Raw genomic sequence first — 25,384 nt, forward strand, 5'->3', positions numbered from 1 at the left:
TCCATCCAGGGCTTATTTAATTTAATTAAAATTACGGTTGTTCCGGTAGTTGCTGCTGCGGGAGCGTTGGTGTTTGAGGAATATTCTGTCTGCCGGATTCCTGAATAATACTTCTTTGTTCCTGAGTTACTTTTCCAGGCAAAAAGAAAAGATTAGCGACAATAGCAAGCACAGCTACCACACCGCCTAACCACCAGGTTGCTTTACTCAAAAAATCTGCTGTTCTTCTTGTCCCGAACATTGAGCCCATATTACTTGCACCACCAAATGTTCCGGCTAAACCTCCACCTTTACTCGCTTGCATTAGAACTACAATTATAAGCAGGACTGCTGCTATCGATGAAATTAAAACTAAAATACTATACATAAGATTTCCTTTTTTCTTTCAAATTGACTTAATGTAGCGGGGGAGGGATTCGAACCCCCGACACGTGGATTATGATTCCACTGCTCTAACCGACTGAGCTACCCCGCCAAAATTCGTATTTTCTAAATCGGGACGCAAATATAGCCACAATAGCATATATTTTCAAAAATCATTATTAATTGTCAATGTGATGTGAATAGCGAATTTGCTTCGGCGGTTATTGCTCTTTTTCTATATTTTGCCAAAGAATATCAAGCAATTCATTCAAGCCAAGTCCCGAGGCAGATGAAAACACAATGGGTTTTTCTTTTATCCCTTTGAATTTCAGTGATGATAATTTCTTAAAAATGATGTTATCAATTAAATCAGCTTTTGAAATAGATACAAGCATTTTTTTCTGAACTAATTTAGGACTGTAGCTCTTCAATTCCTTCATTAAAATATTGAAATCAGATTGCAAATCTTCAGAGACAGATTCAATTAAAAAGAGGATTACTCTTGTTCTTTCAATGTGTCTCAAAAACTGAATACCAAGACCTTTTCCTTCTGACGCGCCTTCAATAATTCCAGGGATATCTGCAACTGTAAAACTTTTAAAATCTTTATACTGAACAATTCCAAGATTCGGTTCAAGAGTGGTGAATGGATAATCGGCAATTTTTGGTCTTGCGGCCGATATCTTCGAAATCAAAGTTGACTTACCGGCGTTTGGAAATCCGACAAGACCAACATCTGCAATCAATTTCAATTCAAGAATAATTTTTTTATACTCGCCAGGATTTCCATCCTCAGCAAAACGGGGAGTTTGATTAGTCGGAGTAGCAAACTTGCTATTTCCTTTTCCCCCTTTTCCTCCTTTTGCGAGGATAACTTCTTTGCCATCTTTATCCAGATCAAATAAAATTTCTTCTGTTTCCGAATCTTTAATAATTGTTCCAACGGGAACAAGTACGATTACATCTTTTCCGTTTTTACCATCTTTTAACGAACTGCCGCCGTTCTCACCATTACTGGCAACATATTTTTTTTTATATCTGAAATCGAGAAGTGTATGAAGATTGCTGTTTGCCTTTAATATGACGTTGCCACCTCTGCCCCCATCACCGCCTGACGGACCTCCTTTAGGAACATATTTTTCTCTTCGGAATGTAACAGCACCATCGCCCCCCTTTCCGGAACTGATTTCGATCAGAGCATAATCAATAAACATCAGGCTTGCCTGAAGTAATTAGATACCGCGTTTGTGAAAGTTATTGCTTCTTTTGAATAAGGACTGATTTTATAAGATGTGAAAACTGCTTTCAAAATTTCGGATGCTTCTTTGTAGGAGTGACAATCCATTATACGTTCAACGGTATTCGTAAAATCTTCTTCATCATTAGCAAAAATGAATGAGACAATTTTTTTAATTTCTTTTCTTCGCAAGTAACTAAATAAATCCTTCGGTCTGATGTTCCGTGGCTTAACAACAGGCTTTTCAACTTTTTCAGCAGAAGGTACAACATCTTCCTGAATTTCTGTTTGTTGCTTAACTTTACTGAATTCATTTTTTATTTGTGTGCTTTTTTCAGTCTTCTTAGCTGAAGTATCTGTAAATACAACTTCGTCAATATTCTTCAGATAATCATCGAAACTGTCAGTTTCAACTTCTTCCTTCTTCGTCTCATTTTCCATCTCAAAATTTTCTATGAAAGATGAAACATCTTCAGTTTCTTGAAATTGTTTTCCCTTTTCAGGTAGAGTAAAATTAATATTATCGAGGTCTTCAAAAATATTTAAGAGATCATCTTCGAGTGATTTAATTTTATTTTCCTTAACCTCAGGTTGTAAATTATCCGGGATAGTATCAGTCTTGATTTCAAATTCATCCGTATCGTCAACTTCTGAAGAAACCGTTTCTGTCTCTATATACATATCTTCTATCATCTCCTGAACGATTTCTTTTTCTACTGAAGTAACTGACAATTCACTATCTATATCTGATTGGTTTAATTCAGAATCTGTAATTTCAGTTTCTTCAATGTTCTCAGGAATGGTCTCTTCAGTATCAACACTTTCTGACGGCATATCTTCAGTTATTGCATCAACTAATTTGTTCACTTCTTCATCAGTACTAACAACTTCCTGCTCAGTATTTTCAAAAATTTCCTGCCCGGATTCTCGTTCGTCTAAATCAGAAAGCCCTGCGGATTCAGGTTCATCGCCTATAATATCATTCTCGAAATTAATTTCACCGTCCTGATTCGTATCTGAAAGACTAACTACTTCACTTTCCTCCTCGATAATAATATTTTCTTCAGCGGTATTAATTTCTTCGTTTGAAATAATATCAGAACTTTTTGACTCTTCACTGTAAAGAGAGAGTAATGCTTCCTCCTCTTCCGGACTTAAAAAGGTTTCAAGGTCAGCTTTCTGCATTTCATCATGTTCTGAAATCTCATTCTGTTCCTTCTGAGCAGAATTAATCTCATCGGCATGAATTTTTTCTATCATCTCGTCTGTTGTTATTTCTGTTTCAACAGATTCCAGATCAAGGTCTTTTAAGTGTTTATCAGGCGCGAATAATATCCTTTCGATCTCAACTCTGTCATATCGTCTTTTAATATCATTCGGAATAACTTTCCGAAGTTTAACGAGTAAGTCCAGAAGATTTTTTTCTTTACAAAATATTTCCACTGCGGTTAATGGAAGAAGATTCTTATCAACACCTCCGATATTAAAAAAATCACCTATTGATATAAACGAATTTGACACAACCTGTTTTTGATTTGAACTTATTAGCTCATTATCGATCTTATCAAGAATAATTTCGAACTCTGTGGAGGAAATCTGCATCAGATTTCTTTTATCTATATAACCCGTAAGAACCTTTTTGAAATATTCATAATAGTACAGATAATTGAACATCATCTTCATTTCTTCAGCAGAAACAACCGGTTGCTCATTAAAAATCAGTTTGGTAAGTGACCATCTGGGACGAACAAGATAGTTAATATTGAAAGATACAGCCTGGAAGATCAATTTCTTAGAATCATCGATGGATACTTTCTTATGCTTCTTTATCTCATTTGAAATTTTCTGGAAGTGGTCAGATATTTCTCTGCCGGTGTAATCGAAGTAAGATTGCTGGAGTAATTTTTGTCTGTCAGAATATATCATATATTCCAACTCTGCTGAAATATATTGAACAACAGCAGGATGCATACCTGAAGTAATTATTTTATCCAGAGTAAAGGTGTTACCGAGACTTCTAACCTGGTTAAAACAAAAGTCACCAATAAATTTTATTTCTTTTTCAAACATCACAATTCTCTCTAAATTTCAAGTCTCAAATTAAGAAACCATAGTGCTTTAGGCAAATTTAATCTAATTATTTCCCAAAATTCAGGCCTATGAAAAATCCCGCATTTGAGCGGGATTTTTTAGAATATCTAAGTATGATTCGGTTATTTTATACCACTACCTCTTTAGATTTTACTTTGGATATGATAAAATCTCTGTTCATTCTTGCAATATTTGTTACTGAAATTCCTTTGGGGCATTCAGCTTCGCAGGCATAAGTATTCGTACAGCTTCCGAATCCAAGTTCATCCATTACTTTTACCATTTTTTCAACTCTCATATAACGTTCCGGCTGACCTTGAGGTAGTAATGCATACTGGGATACTTTTGCTGATACAAATAACATAGCCGATGCATTCTTACAGGCAGCAACACAAGCACCGCAACCAATGCAAGCTGCGGCGTCCATTGCCAGACTTGATATTTCTTTTGGGATAGGAATTGCATTCGCATCAGGAACTCCTCCTGTGTTTACTGATATGTAACCGCCAGCCTGAAGTATTTTATCAAACCCTGATCGATCTACCATTAAATCTTTAATAATTGAAAACGCTTTTGCTCTGAATGGTTCAACCCAAATTGTATCTCCATCTTTGAAGTTTCTCATATGGAGTTGACAGGTAGCTATCTTTGCCAGAGGTCCGTGTGGTCTGCCATTAATCACTAAACCACAGGTACCGCAAATTCCTTCACGGCAATCGCTTTCAAAGTGAACAGCTTCTTCACCTTTTGCTTCCAAAGTGTTATTCAACTCATCGAGCATTTCAAGGAAAGAAGCATCAGGAGAAACCTAATCTTATAATCAACGAAGCTGCCTGCCGATTTGGAATTTTTCTGTCGCCAGATTTTAAGTTTTAGATTAATTTTTTTGCTTCCATTATTTGTAACTCCTTATCGCTGGTTTCACATATTCAAATTCGAGCGGTTCTTTATGAAGATTCCATTTGTTCTCCTCAGCAAACTCCCATGCAGATACATAAGAATAGTTTTCATCATCACGCTTGGCTTCACCATCTTCAAACTGATATTCAGTTCTGAAGTGTCCGCCGCAAGACTCATTTCTGTTAAGCGCATCCAGGGCCATCAATTCACCAAGCTCGAAGTAATCGACTAATCTACCGGCACGTTCAAGTGTCTGATTAACATCATCGCCACTTCCCGGGATTGTAACATTTTTCCAGAATTCAGTTTTCAATTCTCTTATTTCTTTAATCGCTTCTTTCAAACCTTTTTCATCACGAGCCATTCCTACTTTATTCCACATTATTCTACCAAGCTGCTTGTGAATATCATCTACGGTTCTTTTTCCTTTTATTGAAAGAAGCTTATTTGTAATTGCTTTTACTTCACCAGCTACTTTTTCAAATTCGGGATGATCCGTTTTTACTAATGTTGGTTTATCTTCTGCAAGATAATTTCCCATTGTGTAAGGGATGACAAAATAACCGTCAGCTAAGCCTTGCATTAAAGCAGAAGCTCCTAAACGATTTGCACCGTGATCTGAGAAGTTTGCTTCACCAAGTACAAACAAACCAGGAATAGTGCTCATCAGGTTGTAATCAACCCAAAGTCCACCCATTGTGTAATGAGGCGCAGGATATATCATCATCGGAACATTGTATGGATTTTCTCCAGTTATAGTTTCATAAATTTCGAAAAGATTACCATATCTTTCTTCAATCACATGTTTTCCAAGTCTGTTTATCGCATCCTTAAAATCAAGATATACAGCTTCACCACCTCTTACTCCCCTGCCTTCATCACAAACCTCTTTGGCAGCACGTGAAGAAATATCGCGCGGAGAAAGATTTCCGAACGAAGGATATTTTCTTTCAAGATAATAGTCTCTTTCATCCTCAGGAATATCGTTGGGATTTCTCATGTCCCCTTTTTTCTTCGAAACCCAGACCCGACCGTCATTTCGCAATGATTCACTCATCAATGTTAACTTTGATTGTGATTCGCCATGAAGTGGTAAACATGTAGGATGAATTTGAGTAAAACATGGATTTGCAAAGAAGGCTCCGCGTTTGTGTGCTCGCCAGATTGCAGTTACATTACAGTTCATAGCATTTGTTGACAGAAAGAATACGTTTGAATAACCACCGGTTGCAAGCACAACTGCGTGACCAGAATATTTTTCTACTTCTCCTGTTAATAGATTTCTACAAACTATTCCTTTAGCAACCCCATCCACAACGACAATATCAAGCATTTCGCGACGAGTGTAAAGTTTTACACTTCCCTTGCCGACCTGTCTGTTCAATGCACTAACAGCTCCGAGCAACAGCTGCTGTCCAGTCTGACCTCTTGCATAAAATGTCCTTGATACCTGTGCACCACCAAATGAACGATTATCAAGTAAGCCGCCATATTCTCTTGCGAATGGAACTCCTTGAGCAACACATTGATCTATGATATTACTGCTTACTTCGGCAAGACGATGTACATTTGCTTCACGTGCACGAAAGTCACCACCTTTTACTGTATCGTAAAAAAGTCTGTAAGTAGAGTCACCATCATTTTGATAATTTTTTGAGGCATTGATTCCACCCTGTGCAGAAATGCTGTGCGCCCTTCTTGCACTGTCGTGAAATGTGAAAGCCAGAACATTGTAACCAAGCTCACCAAGAGAAGCGGCAGCAGATGCGCCCGCTAATCCTGTTCCAACTACAATGATTGTGTATTTTCTTTTATTTGCTGGATTAACCAACTTCATATTGAATTTGTGATTTGTCCATTTTTCAGAAACGTGTCCTGCAGGAATTTTTGATACTAATTTTGTCATTGGTTACCTCCGTAGAAGAAGAAAAAATAAAGTGGCATTGAAGCAAATCCTGCAGCCATAATCACGGCATAAACTGTTCCCAATTTCTGAATGAATGAAAAATATTTTTTATGATTCCATCCGAAAGTTTGAAACGCACTTTGAAAGCCATGATTAAGATGGAAACCAAGCAAAACCATTGCAATGACATATAGTATTACATACCACCAGATTCCAAAGAAATAAACTACTATATCAAAATATTGATGCACATTTGCTAATCCCATAGGATCGTGAACATTAAATCGCCAGAAAAAAGTCCCGAGGTGCGTAACAAGAAATATGAAAACAATAGAACCGGTTAGAAACATAGTTCTTGAGAAGACATCGCTGTTTTCAGCAGAACCATTAACCTGATACTTAATTCCTTTTGCTTTTTTGTTTTCCAGCCAGAGTTTAAATCCATTATAAATATGAAGAACAAAAGCTGCTAGAAGAACGACTTCAATTACTCTTATTAATGGTTTAACAACATCAAGAGTACTGACATAACCATTGAAAGCTGTAGGTCCAAAAAAGAGTGTAATATTCCCGATTAAATGGACGATCAGAAAAATCAGCAGGAAGCTGCCCGTCACAGCCATCATCAACTTCTTACCGATTGATGAATTAAGAAAGACAGTTACAGAACTCATACGCGTACTCCTTCTTCATCCGATAATTAATGAACTTAATAATTGAACAAGCAAAAAATTAATTTGGCTCATAAGATTACGGAGAGATTATTTTATAGTTTGTAAACAATTTTAGAGATGCAGTTTCTAAAAGAAGAAATTTCTTAGCCAAAATTATCACTAAGAACAAATAAAATCAATTTAAAGCAGTGATTGTTGCATGATGGCAAAAATTGTGTTGATTGTTATTCTTATTAAGATTAAGTTTAGATAAGAATAAAATATTTTTTTGTTACATGGAGTCAGTATGGAAAAAAGATTTATGAGTTTTCAAATTTATTTGATGGTACTCTTTTTCGTCTTTGTAGAAACACCAATAAGTCAGACGCAAACTTCAGCGACCGAAGAACAGCACCACAGTACAAGGATCGATTCGTCTTTTATCAAGATGAATGATTTCCCTCAGGTAGATATAATCGGAAAAAAGCCCTCCCTGATTAATAGAATCCCAGGTTCAGCAAATATCATCACTGAGACTTCACTCAGACAAGATAAACCAATCACAGGAAATGAAATGTTCCGTAAAGTAACCGGACTCAACGTGGTTGATGAAGAAGGTGCTGGGTTAAGAACGAATATAGGAATAAGAGGTCTCGACCCTGATAGAAGTCGAAATGTTCTGATGATGGAAGATGGTGTGCCAGTTGCGTTGGCACCATACGGTGAACCGGAAATGTATTACACTCCTGCGATCGACAGAATGAAAAGTGTGGAGGTACTTAAAGGAAGCGGTTCAATTCTGTATGGGCCACAGACTATTGGAGGGGTAATTAATTACATCACTAATGATCCACCACTTGACCCAATGTTTTCATTGCAGCTGAGAGGCGGAGATGGCGGATATTTAAATGGACAAGCATTATATGGGACTACATTTGACAATGTTGGTTTTCAAATAGGCTACTTGCACAAGCAAGCAGACAAATTGGCCGTAACAAGATTTGACATAAATGATTTAACCGCAAAAATAAAATTTCAGACTTGCCAAAATTCCGTTCTTGGTATTAAGCTGGCTTACTATGATGAAAATTCAAATTCAACTTATGTGGGATTGACTCAAAGTATGTATGATGATGGTGAATACTTTCCTGTAATTGCACCAAATGATGAACTTGACATCAGGAGATATTCAGCAAGTCTCACCCACGATTACATTTTTTCAAATAGCGCATTTCTGCGAACGACGGTTTACGGATACACAACAACAAGAAATTGGCTAAGACAGGATTTCAGCAGAAACCCAACATCCAATTGGACAGGAGTTGTATGGGGAGATACATCGATAGCAAATGGTGCAATTTATATGCGGAACAGCACTGGAAACAGAAACAGACAATTTGAAGTTGCCGGAGTAGAACCAAGAGTAAGTTATAATTACACAATAGGTAATCTGAAAAATGAACTTGAAGGTGGAATCAGATTTCACTATGAGAGAGCATTCGAACAAAGAATAGACGGACAATCAGCAGATGCAAAATCAGGTAATCTTCGTGAAGATGAAATCAGAACAGGATACGCCGAGAGTTTTTTTGCCCAGAACAGAATTTACCTGACGAACAGATTTACAGTGATTCCCGGTTTACGTTTGGAAAACTTTCACTACGAACGCGATATTTTCAGAATAAATTATCGTGATACAAGTATCACAAATGATGATGATTTATTCACACCAGTTCCGGGAATTGGATTTAACTACAATTTCGAGAATGATTTTTCACTTTTTGCAGGAGTGCATAGAGGATATGCACCTCCAAGAATCAAAGACGCTATTACAAATGATGGCACTGCACTTAACCTTGATGCAGAACTTAGCTGGAATTATGAAATTGGATTCAGAACAAATTTAACTTCTTTCATATATATCGAAGCTACTGGATTCTTAATGGATTTTTCAAACCAGGTTATTCCGGTATCCGTTTCTTCGGGCGGAACAGGAACCGGATTAGTTAACGGTGGTGAAACCAAGCACATAGGTGTTGAAGGTGGACTTCGATTTGATTTTCATCGAATTGTAAAAACAAATTATTCAATTGTGCTTTCAGCTTTCTCAACATACGTAAATTCAAAGTATGATAATGACCGATTCATAACTGTGCAGAATGAAAGTGTGAATTTAAGAGGTAATAAACTTCCTTATGCACCTGATTTTACATTTACAGGAGGTTTTGAAATCACCGCACCATTCGGACTTGGAGTGAATTTGTCTGCGACCTATGTTGGAAAACAGTTTACAGATGAACTGAATTCCGTTGAACCATCAGCAAGTGGTGAAACAGGTCAAATGCCATCTTTTATCACGGCTGATATTACAGCAAATTATTTCATTTCAGACATCAACTCGAATCTATTTTTCTCAGTTAAAAATCTTTCTGATGAAAGATATATTGCCAGCCGAAGACCACAGGGAATAAAGGTTGGTTTGCCACGATTTATTTCCGCAGGTATTGATTTGACATTATAACTCATGAAAAATAATCTTTAAAGTTAAGGCAGTGTATTATTACTACTGCTTTTTGATTTTCACACAATAAAAATATTTACCAAATTATTTTCAATCGTGAATTCAAAGAAAAGCATTATCTTTGTTTTCCAATGAATAAAACAGTTCACAAAGCATATGTTGGATTATTCTTTATTGTTGGAATAAGTGTAACCATATTGCTGGCAGTTTATGGTTATGATTATTATTCAACACCACTTGAAGAGCGTTTTTTCAATTCAAATCATGATATGCTCAAACCTAGCGGAGTATGGGGTCACGGCTTTGGAATCATCGGAACTTTAATGATGATTGTTGGTGTGAGCACATATATGATCAGGAAACGATTTCGGAAACTATTTAGCTTTGGTTATCTGAAGCACTGGCTTGAATTCCACATTTTCCTTTGCTCGCTGGGTCCGGTTCTCGTTCTTTATCATACAGCTTTTAAATTCGGTGGAATTGTTTCTGTAAGTTTCTGGAGTATGGTTTTAGTTGTACTTAGCGGAGTCGTCGGCAGATTCATCTATTTGCAAATCCCAAGAACGATTCAGGGACAGGAACTGAGCATCGCTGAATTGAGCTCAATGAAAGAAAATCTTGCCAAAAGAATTAGAAATGTTTTAAGCGAGGATTCTTCAACACTGTCTGAATTTGAAAGAGTATCAACAGGAGACCGGTACAAATCATTTAATTTTCTTACGGCAGTTGGATTTTTCATCAGGGATTACTTTGACATTAGAAAAGTACTGAGATTGCTGCAGAAAAGAATGGTATTACTTGGCTTAGGTAAAACTGAACGCTTTGAATTGCTCAAAGTTGCAAAATCGGAAATTATAGTTGTACGAAGGATTGCTCTTCTCAGAACTTTTCAGAAACTATTTCACTGGTGGCATATTTTTCATCTTCCTTTTGCGATTGCTATGTTCGTTATTATGATCATTCACGTGGCCGTCACAATAATTTTCGGCTATAAGTGGATATTTTAAAATCAAATAAATAATTGGAATAAAAATGAAGTTTAAACCCATTTATCTTTACGGTTTGGTAGCTCTTATTGCAATTATAGTATTAATTGTGGTAGCCATTCAGGAAAATTCAGATTCAACTACTACATCTATGAACAACGAACAGGTTATGCCTGATGATGATGTTCACAAGCAATTGAGAAACCAGATGGATACTTCACCTGGCAAAGAAAATGTGTCTGAAGAATATAGAAAAAAAATGGCTGAGCTTGAGAAGGCGGTTAAAGAAAATCCAAAGGATACAGCAGCTATAAAGAACTATGCTGATTATCTTTCTGCTTCTCATAAAATGGACGAAGCTGTTACTTACTATAAAAAAATTCTGGAAATTGATGCCAAAAGGTCAGATGTGTATTTTGCACTGGCACTGATTTATTATAACCAACAAGATTTTATCAAGTGCGAAGAAGTTAATATGAAGGTACTTTCTTTCGATCCGAATAATCAGATGGCACTTTATAATATCGGAGCAGTTGCCGCAACCCAGGGAAATAAAGAAAAAGCAAAAGAATTCTGGAATAAGGTATTATCTATTAATGCTGAGAGTGAAACAGGTAAGCTCGCAAAGCAATCATTAGGTAAGCTTTAATCTCTTTCATAAAATTAAGCGAACTTTCTCTTTCGAATCCGATTAATTGTCAAATAAGCTCCACTGACGAGAAGAAGGAATAGTAAAATCTGTACGATACCAACTGTTGCTGCCCGTTCTACTTCGATTGAAGAAGTATTACCCGAAAGAACAAACGCAGACCAGTAGTACGGATTTGCAGAATGTTTCTTAATGAAATTTATTTTAGCAATTCTTAATGCCTCTGATTTTGATTTTCCATCTGCAAGTTGTGTATAAAAATCTTTCATAAAATAGGAAGTGTATTTATCATTCACATCCCATAAAGACACCAGTACACTTTTACTTCCGGCATCAAAGAAAGCTTTTTGCATTCCGATAACTCCTTCAGCTTCATCAATTTTGCCTAAACCTGATCGGCATGAACTAAGCACTACTAACTCACTATTTAAATTAAGCTGTACTATTTCACCAAGTTCTAAAAATCCGTCATCTGTATCATCATTCTGCTTCGCAAACAAGATCAGCGGCTGATCTTTTATTAGAAACGAATGTGTGGAAATATGAACTATGTTGCTTTGATGCACATTCTTTTTGAAGTTTGTCTCGGTTGCTTCATCGGATAAGAAAATGAGATTACCATCAATAGTATTATCGATACTTTCAATTTCATCTTTTGAATATTTAAGAGGAAACAACGAAATATTTCTTTGCTGAGATGTTGACAAATCAACCAATCCGCTCCTCACACTCAATGCGTATTCTGATTCCATAATGTATGGATCTCCAAACAGTAAGTTTTTACCACTTTGATTTTCGCTCTCATAGTTCTGCATAGCAAAAATAATTGATGAAGGAGTATAGGAAATGTTAAAATCATTTAGAAGAAAATTCTTATCACTGTATAAGTATGGACTCTCTCCCTCTCTCCACTCCGTAACCAGCATTTCAAATGGAAAATTCAAAAGTTCGGGGGGAAGACTGAAAATCAAATTAGATCTATTTGGAATTGAAGAAAGGAAATCCTTGAACAATGTTTTGTATAATTTATGCGAAGCTAATGCATTAAAAGCAAACAAATCTTCATTGATATAAATTTCTTGATTTTCAGGATTTGAACGATAGATTGATGAAACCTGTTCAAGCATGGATATTAGACTATCAGCACCAATGCTCAATGTGGTAAATCTGAAATCTTCTGAACTTAGACTAAATATTGTTATTGAATTCTTATCGACATAAATTGAAACAATATTATCGCTTTTATTAAGTTGTTTCATGATTTCGGATATGCTTGCTGAGTAATTTCGTTTCAATAATAAATCAAGCTGCTTTGACCGGGAACTTAATTCACTTTTTAGATTTGATAATACTTGATTTAGTGAATCCGTCACGGAATCATCATACAAACCGGAATTCGTCATCCATTGTAAGTCGATTAATTGTTCGTACTCACTTTCATTTTTAAGATGCGAAAGTAACTTTAGCCTGTCAAGATTAGATTTAGTGTTACGAGATCTTGATTTATCAATCACCAGAAATGCCTCTTCTCCTCTGCCCTGCTTTACGTATAATTCAGCAAGAGAATTATAAACTGAATTCACTCCGGAAAAATGAGCAATCTGAATTTCCTGATTGAGTGTTAACGGTGATGTTATTTTTTCAATTACCTGGATTGCATTTTTATACCAGATTTCAGCTTCCGATAATTTTCCTTGCTCATCATAATTTTTACCTAGCAAGTATGCAGCTTCTATTTGATTGCTATAATCATTTACACTTTCACTAATACCAAAAGCTTTTTCAAAATTTTTTGATGAAATAACGTCATCGCCTTGAGCAAGGTATACTTTACCTCTGTACAATTCCTGAACACCAAGCAATTGAGTTAATTCATAAGTTCTTGACAAATCCTGAACTTCAGTAAGTAGTTTCAAAGCGTCCTGATATTTTTGTTGAAGAATAAACGTGTGCGCAAGTTCAGTCTTTATCACTAATGAACTATAAATATCACCAACCGCATCAGCGAGCTTGAGTGCTTTGCTAAAATACTTTTCCGATTCAGTTAAACTATCTACTGACGTTAGAATTGTACCAATCTTCGAATACAGTTTTATTGTCTCAAAAGGTGAATCCTGTAGCGTTTGTGATGATTCAGAATCTCTCAAAATTTTTAGTGCTTCAAAAGGTCTGTTCACATTAAAATAGAGTGCCCCAATTCCCTGGTCTATTTTAATTTCCGAGGAAACATCATTGATCGAATCTGCAATTGCTTTTGCAAGTGTGTAGTATTCCAGAGCCTTCGCATAGTTTGATTCGTTCGAATAAACATCACCTAATCCCATCAGATTTAATATCCTTCCGAGTTTATTTTCTCCAGCTAATGATAAACCTTTTCTATAGTATTCATGTGCAGAATAATAATTTGAAATCTGCAGGTATAACGAACCAATATTACTTGACAAGTACGATAACCGCTCTTTATTCTTCAAACGTTCGTATAATTCCAGACTTCTCTCATAATTTTGACGGGATTCGATCAGATTATTCGTGTAAGTATATGATACTCCAAGTTCAGAATAAAGAAATGCAAGCAGTTCAACATTCTCAATTACTTCTGCCATTTCAATTGCGCGTTGAAAATCTTCTCTTGCTTCATAGATTTCACCATATTGATCTTTAATGATTGCAAGATTTGCGATTGATTTAATTTCTTCAATTTTATTTCCGGTATTCCTGGATTTCGCTAATGCGTTTTCGTACTCAGCTTTGGCTTTGTCGTAATCACCTGATAAGAAATAAATCGTTCCTTTCAAATTAATAACCTTAGCCAAATACGGGTCATCAACTTCACACACTTTTTCTGCTTCTATTATGTTTCGAAAAGATTTTTCATAATCACCAATAATTCTATAACCACTAGCGAGTTGTAAGTAAACTTCTTTTAATCTAAAAACTTGTTCAACCAGTTTTTCTAACTTTGCAACTCCATCTGAAGTTTTTCCAGTTTGAAATTTGTGCAAAGCTTCGAGATACATATAATATGAGTTGTCTGATCTATCTTCATTTGAATTCAACCATTCACCCACTTTATTCAAATTATCAGACAGTTTTGCTGAAAGAGTTAGTTCCTCATAAAACACTGGAATAGTTGGTAAAGTCGAAGTAAGTGCAAAAAGTTTCTCGAAATATTCTTTATAGTTACCTGACCTTTTTTCGATCAATGCAGAGAGAAATTCGCGCTCAAAATGGGATTGAATCGAGTTAATCTCTGATTGAATTTTTTGTTTATCTATTGGTTTATTCTGAATCAGATTAAGATAGTGACTGAATTTTTCAGATAGAATCGACTGAGGATAATTTTCAGTAACTGTTGTTGATGATTCTACTACTTTTGATATGGTTTTATCAGGACCAGATATTCCTGTTAAGATTAGCAATACTGAGATCAGACAAATTGCAAAAACAATGAATTCCTTTAAATGAAGCATCTCTCAATTTTTCTCCAGACCGGAAATTATTTTTTGAGCTTCAGCAGCAAACCTTCCTTTACCTTCAATAACCTTATTAAAGTTTGATTTTGCTGATTCATTGTCATCAATAAGCAGATAAGATCTGCCGAGATAGTAGTAAGTATCAAGTTTCAGATTTTCATAACTGCCCGAATTATTTTTTTCCAATGCAGTTTGAAAATTGGAAATTGCCAAGTCAACATTCTCTGAGCTATATGATTTGAATAATCCCAGGAATTCAGATTCGGAAATTTTCAGATATGTTAATCCAAGAATATAGTGTGAATAGAAAATTGATCTTTCATTCTGATGTTCGGTGATATCCTGTTTTAAAAATTCTATCGCCTGCGGAAAGTCCTTCTCTTCAATGGCATTCATTCCCTGCTGAAATAATGAGGATGCTCTTCCCCGCGTCAGATTGGAATTTTCAAATTCATTCTGGAATAAATTCTTTTTGTAGTCAGGTGTTATTGATGATGATACAACAAACAATCCGATGTAAGCAACCATAATCACTGCTATAACTGCGAAGGCATATTTAAATGCACCGGTTCTTTTTACTAAAGAGTTAACAATAATACTGCTCTGCTTTAATTCTGGTTTTTGAGAAATGGATATACTAACGTGATTGCTTATCACAGAATATTCATTCTTCAACTCCTCATATTCCTTTTTGCATTCACTGCATCCAGTAAGATGTTTGCTGACTTTACGATTAAGTATTTGAATAATCTTATCATCAGATGCATCGCCAGCTTCATACATAATTAAAGAAGCAAGTAAATCTGCTGGAATATGCTCTCCTTTCGATAATGATGACTCAAGCTTTCTATAAACAGTCACGAAAGATTTTATCTCACTATCAGATTCGGAATATTGATGAATCAATTTCATCTCAATTTCGGATAAATTATCCTTTTCCAGAAGTTCTAATATTTTTTCAAATTTTTCCATGCTACCATTTTTAGTTTTTATCAACCATGTAGTATCTCAATTATTTATTTCGTGACATTCATTCTAACTTATCTTTTAGCTCGAGCAAAGTTCTGTAAAACATCTTTTTTACTGCAGCCTCATTTTTGTTCAATTTTTCTGCAATTTCATTGAATTTCAAATCACCCCAAAATCTTAGCTTGATAATTTCCTGCTTTTCTTCGCTAAGTGTGCTCATAAGATTTAGAATGCTTTCTGCGTCTATTACATCAGAAGCTTCTGTTAATTTATCCGGAGCGGGGATATTTTCTTTTAGATTTGTGAATGTTCTGCTTTTTTCTGTTTTGTACCATCTTACAAAATTTAAAAACAGCACTCTTCTTAGCCATTTCTCCGGTTCAATTATATTTTGATACTGTTCGGCAAAAGAAAGGTAAACACTTTGTGTCAGGTCATCAACATCATCAAGATTTGTAATTCTCTTCTGATTGTATTTTGATAAATAGTAAGAATAAGAAATCTGGCGAATGTATCCGGAAAGCTTTGAGAAAGATTGAGAGTTGCCCTCTTTCGATTTCTGGAGGAGGAGATTTAATTCATTGCCGGAAATATTTAAATAATCGATTTTTTTCTCTTTAATTTTGTCACGAAATTACTAAAGTTGATACTAAGTTAAAAAAAGTATCCGTTTATGAGATTTTCACCTATAATATTATTTCTTTTTGCAGTAGCATTATCATTTGCTCAACCCAGGTTGGATATCAAGCCGAACACGGTTGAGTTTGAAGATTTATTCAACCGTATCGAGCATGCTTTTTTGATTAATGATGGCGATGCGATTTTAACCATAGACAGTCTCACCTATAACGACTCATTATATATTATTGATTTCGAAGATAACCTGCAATTACCATTTTCGATTGTTCCTGAAGATTCAATAAGAATAAATGTTGCCTTAAGTGGTTTTTATTTTGTTACTCTAAGTGATACTTCCGACACTATATTCGTTCACAACAATGGTGAAGAGAGCCCGGAGCCGCTTAGAGTAAGGGTCAGATTCTTCGAAGATGAATACGGAGAATTCAATGGTACAGTTGAAGACAGTTTGAATCCGGTAGATAGTGCGATTGTTCATTTCTTCTATAATGGTATTTATTTGCTTGATACAGCGAGAACTAACTCTTCCGGATTTTACAACAAGATCCTGCCCGAAGGAGAGTATACAATCGGCGTTGAAAAGGAAGGATACTATGTTGTGTTTCATGACAGTACTTACGATCCCTTCTTCGCTGAATTTGTGGAACTCGATTCGGGCGATGTTAAAACCATAAATTTTAATTTAAAGAGGATTGATAACCCTGGACTTTCAGTAAGTGGACAAATTATAGATTCAATAAATGGTATAAATGTCAACAAAGGAATAATAATTGTTCGAACCGGTACTCACGTACCGACTCCGCTGAACAAAGGAAATTCAATTCTGCTGGATACAATAAATACTTTTGCCGGATTTGTCAGAGCTGATGGATCATATTCTGTAAACATTCAATCACCTGATTATTATTACTTGCAAGCCTACACCAATAACTTTCTTCCCGGTTATTATAATGATGAGGGAATTGCATCCGTCTATTGGCAGAATGCTGATTCAATCTTAATCGATAATAACATCACCGATAAAAGCATATCTCTGGTCAGGGATTCTTCATATGGTGCAGGCAGTATCGGTGGAACAATATCGTTTACATCATTTACAGATCGATCAGATTACGAAGGGATTACAATTCTTGCAAAGAATATTCAAAATGGCGCTTTGTATTCATATAATTTTGGAAAAGATCTGGGCAGCTTCAAAGTTTCAAACATTCCTTACGGTACTTACGAGTTAGTTGCTCAGAAGATAGGATTAGATAATGCATTTAGTCAAACCGTGGTTATTGATCCATTAAATAATCAGATTACAGGTATCAATCTTAATTTCATTATTAATAGTGTTAATGAAGATGACATATTACCAGGTGAATTTATTCTTTATCAGAACTATCCAAATCCATTTAACCCTGCAACTAATATTTCTTTTTACTTACCATCGAATTCAAACGTAAAATTAAAAGTGATAAATATTCTTGGAGAAACTGTTGCAAATCTGATTGATGATGAACTAACTCAGGGGATGCATTCTGTTATTTTTGATGGGAATAGTTTGGCTTCTGGTGTTTATTTAGTTGTACTTGAAACCAGTCAATTCAGGTTTAGCAGAAAAATGATTTTACTTAAGTAATTAGAGCTTGCCTGTAACTCATTTCTATTCTTATTTCAACTAAATAGCTCTCTGATAGTTTTATTACTAATAAGTAAATTTACTTTTGAATTAATAATATTATTTAGAGTTGAAAGAAAAATTACAAAGCAATAAAAGTTTTATTAAGCGTGGACTAAAGACAACGCTTATTGGAATCATCGCCAGCCTGGTTCTCGCCGCAGTTAAAATATTCACAGGTATTGTTGGAAACTCTTATGCTCTCATAGCTGATGGCATTGAATCACTTACAGATATTTTCACTTCTTCAATTGTTCTAACCGGATTATATTTTGCCGCTAAACCAGCCGATGAGGACCATCCGTACGGTCATGGAAAAGCAGAACCTTTTGCCGGGATAGCTGTTTCATTTGGTATTTTTATCGCTGCAATGGTGATTGTGGTTCAGAGTGTTTATGAAATAATTACACCACACCACGCACCGGCACCGTTCACTCTTATCGTACTCGTACTTGTTATAATCATTAAAGAAGCACTGTTCAGATTTGTAATTAAAGTTGGAACCACCGTCAATAGTATTGCTGTTAAAAGCGATGCCTGGCATCATAGGAGTGATGCGATAACTTCCGCAGCTGCATTTATTGGGATATCAATTGCACTTATCGGTGGTGAAGGTTATGAATCGGCAGACGATTTTGCTGCCCTCTTCGCATCGGTGATAATTATTTTAAATGCTTACAGGATTTTCAAGCCAGCTCTGTTTGAATTATTGGATACTGCACCTCCGGCAAAAACGATTCAAAAAGTCCGCGACGTTGCTGTAAAAGTTGAAAATGTAATGGGTATCGATAAATGCCATGTAAGAAAAATGGGTTTTGATTATTTCGTAGACATTCACGTTTTAGTTGATGCCAACCTTCCGGTTTTTAAAGGACATGAAATAGCACACAAAGTTAAAAATGAATTGATGAAAGAGTACTCCAACATAAGCGATGTTTTGGTGCATATAGAGCCATACTTTAGTGATAGCAGATCCCCCTCTTTAAACTGATTATTTACTGATCCTAAATTTTCTTCCTGCTCTTTTCGATATCATTTAATATTTGATTTTTCTTGATTGTCACTTTTATAGTATAGCGATTACTATATATGTGTTATGACACTTAAAGGAAAAACAATGAAAAAAATTAAAGTATTACTCGTGCTTTCAGCATTTCCGATTATTCTATTTTTTGGCTGTTCTGAGGAAAGTACTACTGAACCAACACCAACCGTTACTGCACCATTAAGCAAATTAAGTGACATTCAAGACAAAGTATTTAATACAAATTGTGCTCTTTCTGGATGTCATGGTACTTCAAATACACAAGCAGGATTATTACTGACTGCCGGCAACTCATTCTCGAATCTTGTGAACGTACAGAGCGTTCTCTTTCCGCAATTTAACAGAGTTCAACCAAATAATAGTGCAAATAGTCTGCTTATTAAAATTTTGAAAGGTGAAGTATCACCAAGAATGCCTTTTAACAGAAATCCACTATCAAATGCAGTCATCGATTCCATTGCAAAGTGGATTGACAATGGAGCTTTAAATAATTAATAACAATTCATAAACAAAATTCACGGAGGAAAAAATGAAAAACTTTTTCTTAACCAAATTTCAATATGTGATTTTCACATCGTTGATGATCACAACATTAACGATTGCTCAAAACTGGCAGAACCAAAACTCGAATACCAGCAATCAGCTAAAAGGAATTCAGATGATCAGTGCAAATGAAGGCTGGGTTTGCGGAGATGCAGGAACTATGCTTCATACAATAAACGCAGGCAGTACATGGTCAACTATAACTCTAACCGGAGCCGATCTGCATCAGGTTTTATTCAAGGATGCAAGCAACGGGATAGTTGTCGGCGACAATGGTGCTGTTTTTACGACTACAAATTCTGGAACAAACTGGATTTCAAAAAACAGCGGTACATCATTACAATTACGAGGAGCTTGTTTTGCCGGAAGTTCTACCTTTTTCGCAGTTGGTGATGATGGTGCCGCAGTTAAATCAACAGATGATGGAAATACCTGGACTACTCTGAATTCCGGAACAACTGAAAGACTTCTTTGTGTTGCTGCTGTTGGTCAGAATGTTTGGGTTGGTGCGAGAAATGGTCTGATGTTATTTTCAAGCAACGGAGGAACATCTTTCACTTCGATGATTAATCCTGCTACCGATGATATCAAGGACATTCAGTTTATTGATGCATCTATTGGTTTTGCCTGTGGAAGTAATTCATTCTTTATGTTCACCAGCAATGGCGGCGCTAATTGGACTTCAAGATCTTCAGGAATACAGGTTGGATTGAATGGATTACATTTCGTAGATCAAAATAAAGGTTGGACAGTTGGTGGTGCTGGGACGTTATACACAACTACAAATGCAGGATTGAATTGGATTCTGGAACAATCGCAAACCGGTCAGGATTTAAATTCCATACATTCATTTGATGGTGACAATGCCTGGTCCGTTGGAAATCTTGGTGTAATCGTTACCAACTTTACGACACCAACAAGTACAGAAATAGAAAATAAGCTACTAACTGACTACGCTCTTGAGCAAAATTATCCCAACCCATTTAACCCTTCAACTAATATCAGATTTAGAATCGCAACTGAGGAATTTGTTAATCTCAAAGTATTTAACATTCTGGGTGTAGAAATAGCAACTCTAGTGAACGAAGCTCTTCCCGCAGGTTTTTACAATATCGAATTCAATGCAGAACAGATTAACAGCGGAGTTTATTTCTACACTTTGAGTACTGATAATTTTAAGAGCACAAGAAAAATGATTCTCACGAAGTGACAAAAATAGAATTATTACTTCACGCCCTCTTGGCATTCTTCGCTGAGAGGGTTTTTTAATGGATGTTCATTTTTCAATAATTAAATCTTAATACTCGTGCTTTCATCCTATTGGTCGTTCTTAATTGTAAAAATTTGATTTCTCAATGTTGATAATTGCTCTGAGTGAATTATTCATTTTTCTGTTGATTTTAGCCAGATGCTCGGGAAAATTGAGACAATGGAAAGCAAAATAATAGGCATACATATCGAAGTATGCATTAAAGCTCCGTTCTTGAGGAATTACTCTTGCAAAAAAAATAATGTCACGAATGTTTAATGGTTGACACTAATTGATAAAGATCAATCCATAGAAAGGAAATTGTAATGCTGAATAATTACATTAACTCTAAAATTCTTATGATAGTAAAAATGACTGTAAAACGACTTCAATCAACGCTTTTCTCTATACTTGTTTTATTTACTATTTCAATTTCCGCTCAATGGGATAGACAAAGTCCATACCCGACTCATCTCGATGTCAGAGGAGTTGGCGCTCCAACATCTCAGAGAGTTTTCATAGCTACCGACGATGATTTCTTTGATGACGGTGGTGCTCTGTTTGAATCTAATGATGGTGGATCATCCTGGACACAATTGAATATACCGATCAGTTTATCTGATGGTTTTAATGGATTATATTTTCTCGATAGTCAGAATGGATGGGCTTTTGGTAATGACAATTACCGTACTACTGATGGAGGAACAAACTGGACACAACTTCCATTTCTTGGCTCAACTTATTTTATGAAATTTTATACTTCAACATTCGGCGTTGCAACAGGTAATTTTGGTATTCAGATCAGCAAAGATGGCGGAGTTTCGTGGGAAGTATCTCCAAACAATTTATTTCAATTTGATTTTATTAATGAAAACATTGCCTTAGGTGTTTCTGAAACGGGAATCTACAGAACAACAGACGGTGGAAATTCTTTTATTTTAGTCCAAGCTGGTGTTGCAGAAGCCGTAACTTTTCTTTCCGTTTCAAATGCTGTGGCAATCGCTGATGGAAATTTTCTACGGTCGACTGACGGCGGCGTAAGTTGGAATATCGGGGTATCAGCAAGTGAGAAGTCCGATCTGCTTTCTGTAACAGCTGACGTTGTTCTTGCGTATGGAAGAACCGGAATCTTTCCTAATTACGATGATCGAATTTTAAGATCTTCCGATGCTGGGCAAACCTGGACAGATCTTGGTGAAGTTATACCAGAAGGAATATTTGCAGTTACAGTAAACGATTTGCAATACATTGTTGCATCAGATTTTAATGGCAATATGTTTCGCTCAACTGATTTAGGATCATCATGGTCACAGACTTTTATTTCACGTGGTCAAATCCCAACATTTTTTAGTTCCTCTTCACCTTATTTTTCTGATTCTCAAACAGGCTATTTCGGATACGGCAATGGTTTCGTTATTAAAACTACAGATGCCGGTGCATCCTGGATTCAAATATCAAGCGGCACTGGTGAATCACTACATGATGTTGCACGTTTCAGCAATGGAAATCTACTTGCTGTTGGTGATAATGGAACACTTCTTACAAGTGATGGACTTTCCCAGTGGATCATCCATGAGAGATTTTCACAGAATCATCTGAAAGCTGTTCAGGTAATTGATAACAATAGTGCAGTGCTTGTTGATGAAACAGGACAAGTATATAAAAGTACTGATGGAGGAATTAATTGGTCAGCGACTGCCGGAAAACCTTCAAGTATGTCTTCAGCAGAAGATATTCACTTTACAACATTGTTGGATGGCTGGGTAATTGGTCAGAGTTTCAATACCGGTGCCTTATATCATACTACAGATGGGGGAAATAGCTGGATACCCGTTACAGAATTTTTAGGAAGTTACAGATCAGTAGATGTTGAAGGTTCAAATATCTGGGCTGCAAACGTTGGTGAAATATTTTACAGAAGTACAGATAACGGTGCAACCTGGATTCAGGGAGAGCTACCGTGGTCGCCTGTTAATCTTGGGGACATGGATTTTTATAATGAAAGTATTGGTTATGCGGTTGGATGGTGGGGTCAGGCATTTCGCAGCAATGATGGTGGAATAACATGGGAAATTTTACCCACACCATCCACCAACGATAACTTTACGGATATTCATCTACTAGGTGCAAATGAACTTTGGGTAAGCACCAACAATAATGTAGCTTATTATTCTGCAACCGGCGGTCAAAGCTGGTCAGTAATGAATATCGGTTCAGATGGTTTTGGCAGTTTTAGTTCAATTGTGGGTGTACAAGGCGGAGATGCCTGGACTGTCGGAGATCAGGGATATATTGAGCATTTTACCGGTCCGCCACCGCCACCTGTTAATCAACCTCCGGTAGCATCATTTGAATTTAATGCAACTGGCCTCACGGTCGACTTCACAGATACGAGTACTGATCCCGATGGTTTTATCGTAAGCTGGGAATGGAATTTTGGAGATGGAAACTTTTCGACTCAGCAACACCCGACTCATACTTATGATACCGCTAATACATACATCGTTACTTTAACAGTAACTGATGATGATGGTGATACTGGTACTGCCGGTAGAATAGTGGTAGTTCAACCCGGACCTGGTGGAACCTATGGAAATTTTACAGAAGTAACACCATTAGATTCTCTCTTTGTCACTCCGCAAGATGAAGATTTTTGGGTTATAACAACAGCACCTGCCGATTTTGATTTAGATGGCGATCTTGATATTGCGGTACTGGGTTATTATGTAGTCTATAATGTAAGCGTCGAAGACAAGCTCGTGCTTCTTCGCAACGAAGGATCTGTAGATTCAGTGAAATGGGATTTTTCTTATATCGATTTACCTATTAGCTCTTTGACTTCAGGTTCTTCAGATTTAGCCTGGGGAGATGTTGATGGTGATACCGATATGGATTTAGCGATAGGTACAGATGGTGCTACGGTGCTATATAGGAATGATTCAGGGAATTTAATTCTCACCGACACAGAACTTCCTGGGTACTGGGAAGAAAACAGCCAAGCTGAATTTGATCTCCGTTCAATTACTTGGGCAGACTATGACAACGATGGCGATCAGGATTTATTTATTCCATCAGTTTTTGATGATACTACTTTCAGCTACAGAACAGCTTTATTGCGAAACGATGGTCCAAATACGAGTGGAGGTTGGATTTTTACTGAAACTGATTCGATGTTTGCTGCTACAAGTCACGCACAGAGTTCATGGGCTGATTTTGATGGTGATCAGGATCTTGATTTACTTTTAATAAACGTTGCTCCATTGTATGATAATGGATTTATTCATCGGTATCGTAATGACGGCAATGGTGTATTCACAAGAGAAAATATTCTTGAAAATTTAAGTGTCGAGCGAGGAGAAGCTCAATGGGGAGATTATGATGGTGATGGAGATCTTGATGTTCTTGTTGTCGGTAATCTCAAGGAAATCGATAGTACTTATACTCCAATGGCTCTACGAATTTATAAAAACGAGAATGAATCCTTTGTCGCCTTCGATGTAATTAGTTGTATCCCCTGCGAGGGTTGGTTCGATCTTACGGCTGCTACCTGGGCAGATTACGACTCGGATGGCGATATGGATATTCTATTAGCTGGAACTCATAATCCCGGCACAGGAAATATTGAAGGTCGTGCAAGAATATACACCAACGATAATGGAGTCTTTACTGAATCAGGCAATGAATTACCGGCTCCGAGAGCAGCTGGTGATCGTGGTGGAACTTTTTCATGGTTCGATTTAGATGGTGACGGTGATCTGGATTATTTTATTGCAGGACAATATTTTGTCCCCGGCGGAAATGGTTTGGTAGAAGCACAAATGCACGTTTATCGTAATGATGTTCCTGCATTAAACGAAGCACCTTCCCTTCCAATCGGATTAAATGCAGTTGTTCAGCCGGACAATTCTGTAACTCTTTCATGGCTGCCTTCAACTGATGATCACACTCCCGGTCCTGCGATTACTTACGATCTTGTTATTGTAAGAAACGGTACTCACGTTCCAGTTGGTGATCTGCAAAAAGTTGGGCAGGATATTATCACGCGACTACCAGAACCCGGAAATATCAGCGCAGTTGTTGAATGGTCTTTAGCAGGATTACCGGATGGACAATATCAATGGCAGCTCCGTGCAGTCGATGCGGCTTATGTCGGCAGTCAGGTAGCTGTAGGAGAATTTAGTATAGGTGTAGTTTCAGTCGATGGAGATAATGAACTTCCGTTTAACTTTAGTCTTGAACAGAACTACCCTAATCCATTTAATCCGGCAACGACAATTAAATATTCAATTCCCAGCTCAGGTCAAGTTACATTAAAAATTTATGATGCTTTAGGAGAAGAGGTTGCACTGCTTATAAATGAGTATCGTCAAGCAGGAAATTATATTCTAACATTTGACGGAAGGAATTTATCGAGCGGCGTGTATTTTTATCAATTGACATCTAGCAATTTGATTGATACAAAAAAAATGATCCTCCTTCGATAACATTTCAGTGAAT

General features: G+C 36.5%; 16 protein-coding genes, 1 tRNA gene and 5 pseudogenes. 12 read left to right on the forward strand and 10 right to left on the reverse strand.

Annotated features, from left to right (window positions below; translation table 11 throughout):
• Positions 1 to 31: 31 nt before the first annotated feature.
• The 7 genes and pseudogenes from secG to IPM14_08510 form a co-directional block, all read right to left on the reverse strand.
• Positions 32 to 367 carry a preprotein translocase subunit SecG gene (gene secG / locus IPM14_08480; protein MBK9098137.1) on the reverse strand — a complete coding sequence of 112 codons (336 nt, stop codon included), beginning with the start codon at positions 365 to 367 and terminating at the stop codon, positions 32 to 34.
• A 34-nt stretch (positions 368 to 401) separates the two neighbouring features.
• A tRNA-Met gene (locus IPM14_08485) sits at positions 402 to 475 on the reverse strand.
• Positions 476 to 584: 109 nt separating this feature from the next.
• On the reverse strand, positions 585 to 1,577 hold the full coding sequence (gene obgE, locus IPM14_08490; GenBank protein MBK9098138.1) for a GTPase ObgE: 993 nt from the start codon (positions 1,575 to 1,577) through the stop codon (positions 585 to 587).
• Positions 1,577 to 3,670: a hypothetical protein gene (locus tag IPM14_08495; GenBank protein ID MBK9098139.1), complete on the reverse strand. Its 2,094-nt coding sequence runs from the start codon at positions 3,668 to 3,670 to the stop codon at positions 1,577 to 1,579. Before IPM14_08495 ends, obgE begins: the two co-directional genes overlap by 1 nt.
• A gap of 148 nt (positions 3,671 to 3,818) precedes the next feature.
• Positions 3,819 to 4,573, reverse strand: a pseudogene (locus IPM14_08500) (succinate dehydrogenase/fumarate reductase iron-sulfur subunit).
• A gap of 13 nt (positions 4,574 to 4,586) precedes the next feature.
• Positions 4,587 to 6,497, reverse strand: a complete 1,911-nt coding sequence (locus IPM14_08505) for a fumarate reductase/succinate dehydrogenase flavoprotein subunit (GenBank protein MBK9098140.1) — start codon at positions 6,495 to 6,497, stop codon at positions 4,587 to 4,589.
• A complete protein-coding gene (locus IPM14_08510) occupies positions 6,494 to 7,171 on the reverse strand; it encodes a succinate dehydrogenase cytochrome b subunit (protein MBK9098141.1) in 678 nt (225 codons plus the stop codon). Before IPM14_08510 ends, IPM14_08505 begins: the two co-directional genes overlap by 4 nt.
• A 286-nt stretch (positions 7,172 to 7,457) precedes the next feature.
• On the opposite strand from IPM14_08510, the gene IPM14_08515 reads away from it, so the two are divergent.
• From IPM14_08515 to IPM14_08525, 3 genes are all read left to right on the forward strand, one after another.
• Complete coding sequence (locus IPM14_08515; protein ID MBK9098142.1) at positions 7,458 to 9,671, forward strand: TonB-dependent receptor; 2,214 nt, start codon at positions 7,458 to 7,460, stop codon at positions 9,669 to 9,671.
• 131 nt (positions 9,672 to 9,802) lie between these two features.
• Entirely contained in the window at positions 9,803 to 10,678 is an 876-nt protein-coding gene (locus IPM14_08520) for a hypothetical protein (protein MBK9098143.1), read from the forward strand.
• 25 nt (positions 10,679 to 10,703) lie between these two features.
• Complete coding sequence (locus IPM14_08525) at positions 10,704 to 11,306, forward strand: hypothetical protein (GenBank protein MBK9098144.1); 603 nt, start codon at positions 10,704 to 10,706, stop codon at positions 11,304 to 11,306.
• Positions 11,307 to 11,320: 14 nt separating this feature from the next.
• On the opposite strand, the gene IPM14_08530 is transcribed toward IPM14_08525, so the two are convergent.
• Genes IPM14_08530 through IPM14_08540 form a run of 3 tightly spaced genes read right to left on the reverse strand, consistent with a single transcriptional unit; the run spans position 11,321 to position 16,370 of the window.
• A complete protein-coding gene (locus tag IPM14_08530) occupies positions 11,321 to 14,776 on the reverse strand; it encodes a CHAT domain-containing protein (GenBank protein MBK9098145.1) in 3,456 nt (1,151 codons plus the stop codon).
• A gap of 3 nt (positions 14,777 to 14,779) precedes the next feature.
• Positions 14,780 to 15,751, reverse strand: coding sequence for a hypothetical protein (locus tag IPM14_08535; protein MBK9098146.1), 972 nt, complete (start codon positions 15,749 to 15,751; stop codon positions 14,780 to 14,782).
• Positions 15,752 to 15,809: 58 nt separating this feature from the next.
• Complete coding sequence (locus tag IPM14_08540; GenBank protein ID MBK9098147.1) at positions 15,810 to 16,370, reverse strand: RNA polymerase sigma factor; 561 nt, start codon at positions 16,368 to 16,370, stop codon at positions 15,810 to 15,812.
• 51 nt (positions 16,371 to 16,421) lie between these two features.
• On the opposite strand from IPM14_08540, the gene IPM14_08545 reads away from it, so the two are divergent.
• The 9 genes and pseudogenes from IPM14_08545 (at position 16,422) to IPM14_08585 (ending at position 25,371) form a co-directional block, all read left to right on the forward strand.
• Positions 16,422 to 18,011, forward strand: coding sequence for a T9SS type A sorting domain-containing protein (locus tag IPM14_08545; GenBank protein MBK9098148.1), 1,590 nt, complete (start codon positions 16,422 to 16,424; stop codon positions 18,009 to 18,011).
• A 109-nt stretch (positions 18,012 to 18,120) separates the two neighbouring features.
• Positions 18,121 to 19,041 carry a cation transporter gene (locus tag IPM14_08550; GenBank protein MBK9098149.1) on the forward strand — a complete coding sequence of 307 codons (921 nt, stop codon included), beginning with the start codon at positions 18,121 to 18,123 and terminating at the stop codon, positions 19,039 to 19,041.
• Positions 19,042 to 19,167: 126 nt separating this feature from the next.
• Complete coding sequence (locus IPM14_08555; protein ID MBK9098150.1) at positions 19,168 to 19,590, forward strand: hypothetical protein; 423 nt, start codon at positions 19,168 to 19,170, stop codon at positions 19,588 to 19,590.
• Between the two features lie 34 nt (positions 19,591 to 19,624).
• Entirely contained in the window at positions 19,625 to 20,848 is a 1,224-nt protein-coding gene (locus tag IPM14_08560) for a T9SS type A sorting domain-containing protein (GenBank protein ID MBK9098151.1), read from the forward strand.
• 2,240 nt (positions 20,849 to 23,088) lie between these two features.
• Positions 23,089 to 23,433, forward strand: a pseudogene (locus IPM14_08565) (PKD domain-containing protein).
• A gap of 342 nt (positions 23,434 to 23,775) precedes the next feature.
• A pseudogene (locus IPM14_08570) lies at positions 23,776 to 23,955 on the forward strand (VCBS repeat-containing protein).
• Between the two features lie 102 nt (positions 23,956 to 24,057).
• A pseudogene (locus IPM14_08575) lies at positions 24,058 to 24,294 on the forward strand (VCBS repeat-containing protein).
• 39 nt (positions 24,295 to 24,333) lie between these two features.
• Positions 24,334 to 24,657: pseudogene (locus IPM14_08580) on the forward strand (VCBS repeat-containing protein).
• A gap of 48 nt (positions 24,658 to 24,705) precedes the next feature.
• Complete coding sequence (locus IPM14_08585) at positions 24,706 to 25,371, forward strand: T9SS type A sorting domain-containing protein (protein ID MBK9098152.1); 666 nt, start codon at positions 24,706 to 24,708, stop codon at positions 25,369 to 25,371.
• The last annotated feature ends 13 nt before the right edge of the window (positions 25,372 to 25,384 follow it).

This window comes from bacterium (genome assembly GCA_016716565.1).
Lineage (GTDB): Bacteria > Bacteroidota > Ignavibacteria > Ignavibacteriales > Ignavibacteriaceae > IGN2.

Bases quoted from the DNA above. Each gene is read 5' to 3' on its own strand.
- secG (MBK9098137.1), bottom strand. From the start codon at position 367: ATGTATAGTATTTTAGTTTTAATTTCATCGATAGCAGCAGTCCTGCTT.
- obgE (MBK9098138.1), bottom strand. From the start codon at position 1,577: ATGTTTATTGATTATGCTCTGATCGAAATCAGTTCCGGAAAGGGGGGC.
- IPM14_08495 (MBK9098139.1), bottom strand. From the start codon at position 3,670: ATGTTTGAAAAAGAAATAAAATTTATTGGTGACTTTTGTTTTAACCAG.
- IPM14_08505 (MBK9098140.1), bottom strand. From the start codon at position 6,497: ATGACAAAATTAGTATCAAAAATTCCTGCAGGACACGTTTCTGAAAAA.
- IPM14_08510 (MBK9098141.1), bottom strand. From the start codon at position 7,171: ATGAGTTCTGTAACTGTCTTTCTTAATTCATCAATCGGTAAGAAGTTG.
- IPM14_08515 (MBK9098142.1), top strand. From the start codon at position 7,458: ATGGAAAAAAGATTTATGAGTTTTCAAATTTATTTGATGGTACTCTTT.
- IPM14_08520 (MBK9098143.1), top strand. From the start codon at position 9,803: ATGAATAAAACAGTTCACAAAGCATATGTTGGATTATTCTTTATTGTT.
- IPM14_08525 (MBK9098144.1), top strand. From the start codon at position 10,704: ATGAAGTTTAAACCCATTTATCTTTACGGTTTGGTAGCTCTTATTGCA.
- IPM14_08530 (MBK9098145.1), bottom strand. From the start codon at position 14,776: ATGCTTCATTTAAAGGAATTCATTGTTTTTGCAATTTGTCTGATCTCA.
- IPM14_08535 (MBK9098146.1), bottom strand. From the start codon at position 15,751: ATGGAAAAATTTGAAAAAATATTAGAACTTCTGGAAAAGGATAATTTA.
- IPM14_08545 (MBK9098148.1), top strand. From the start codon at position 16,422: ATGAGATTTTCACCTATAATATTATTTCTTTTTGCAGTAGCATTATCA.
- IPM14_08555 (MBK9098150.1), top strand. From the start codon at position 19,168: ATGAAAAAAATTAAAGTATTACTCGTGCTTTCAGCATTTCCGATTATT.
- IPM14_08560 (MBK9098151.1), top strand. From the start codon at position 19,625: ATGAAAAACTTTTTCTTAACCAAATTTCAATATGTGATTTTCACATCG.
- IPM14_08585 (MBK9098152.1), top strand. From the start codon at position 24,706: ATGCACGTTTATCGTAATGATGTTCCTGCATTAAACGAAGCACCTTCC.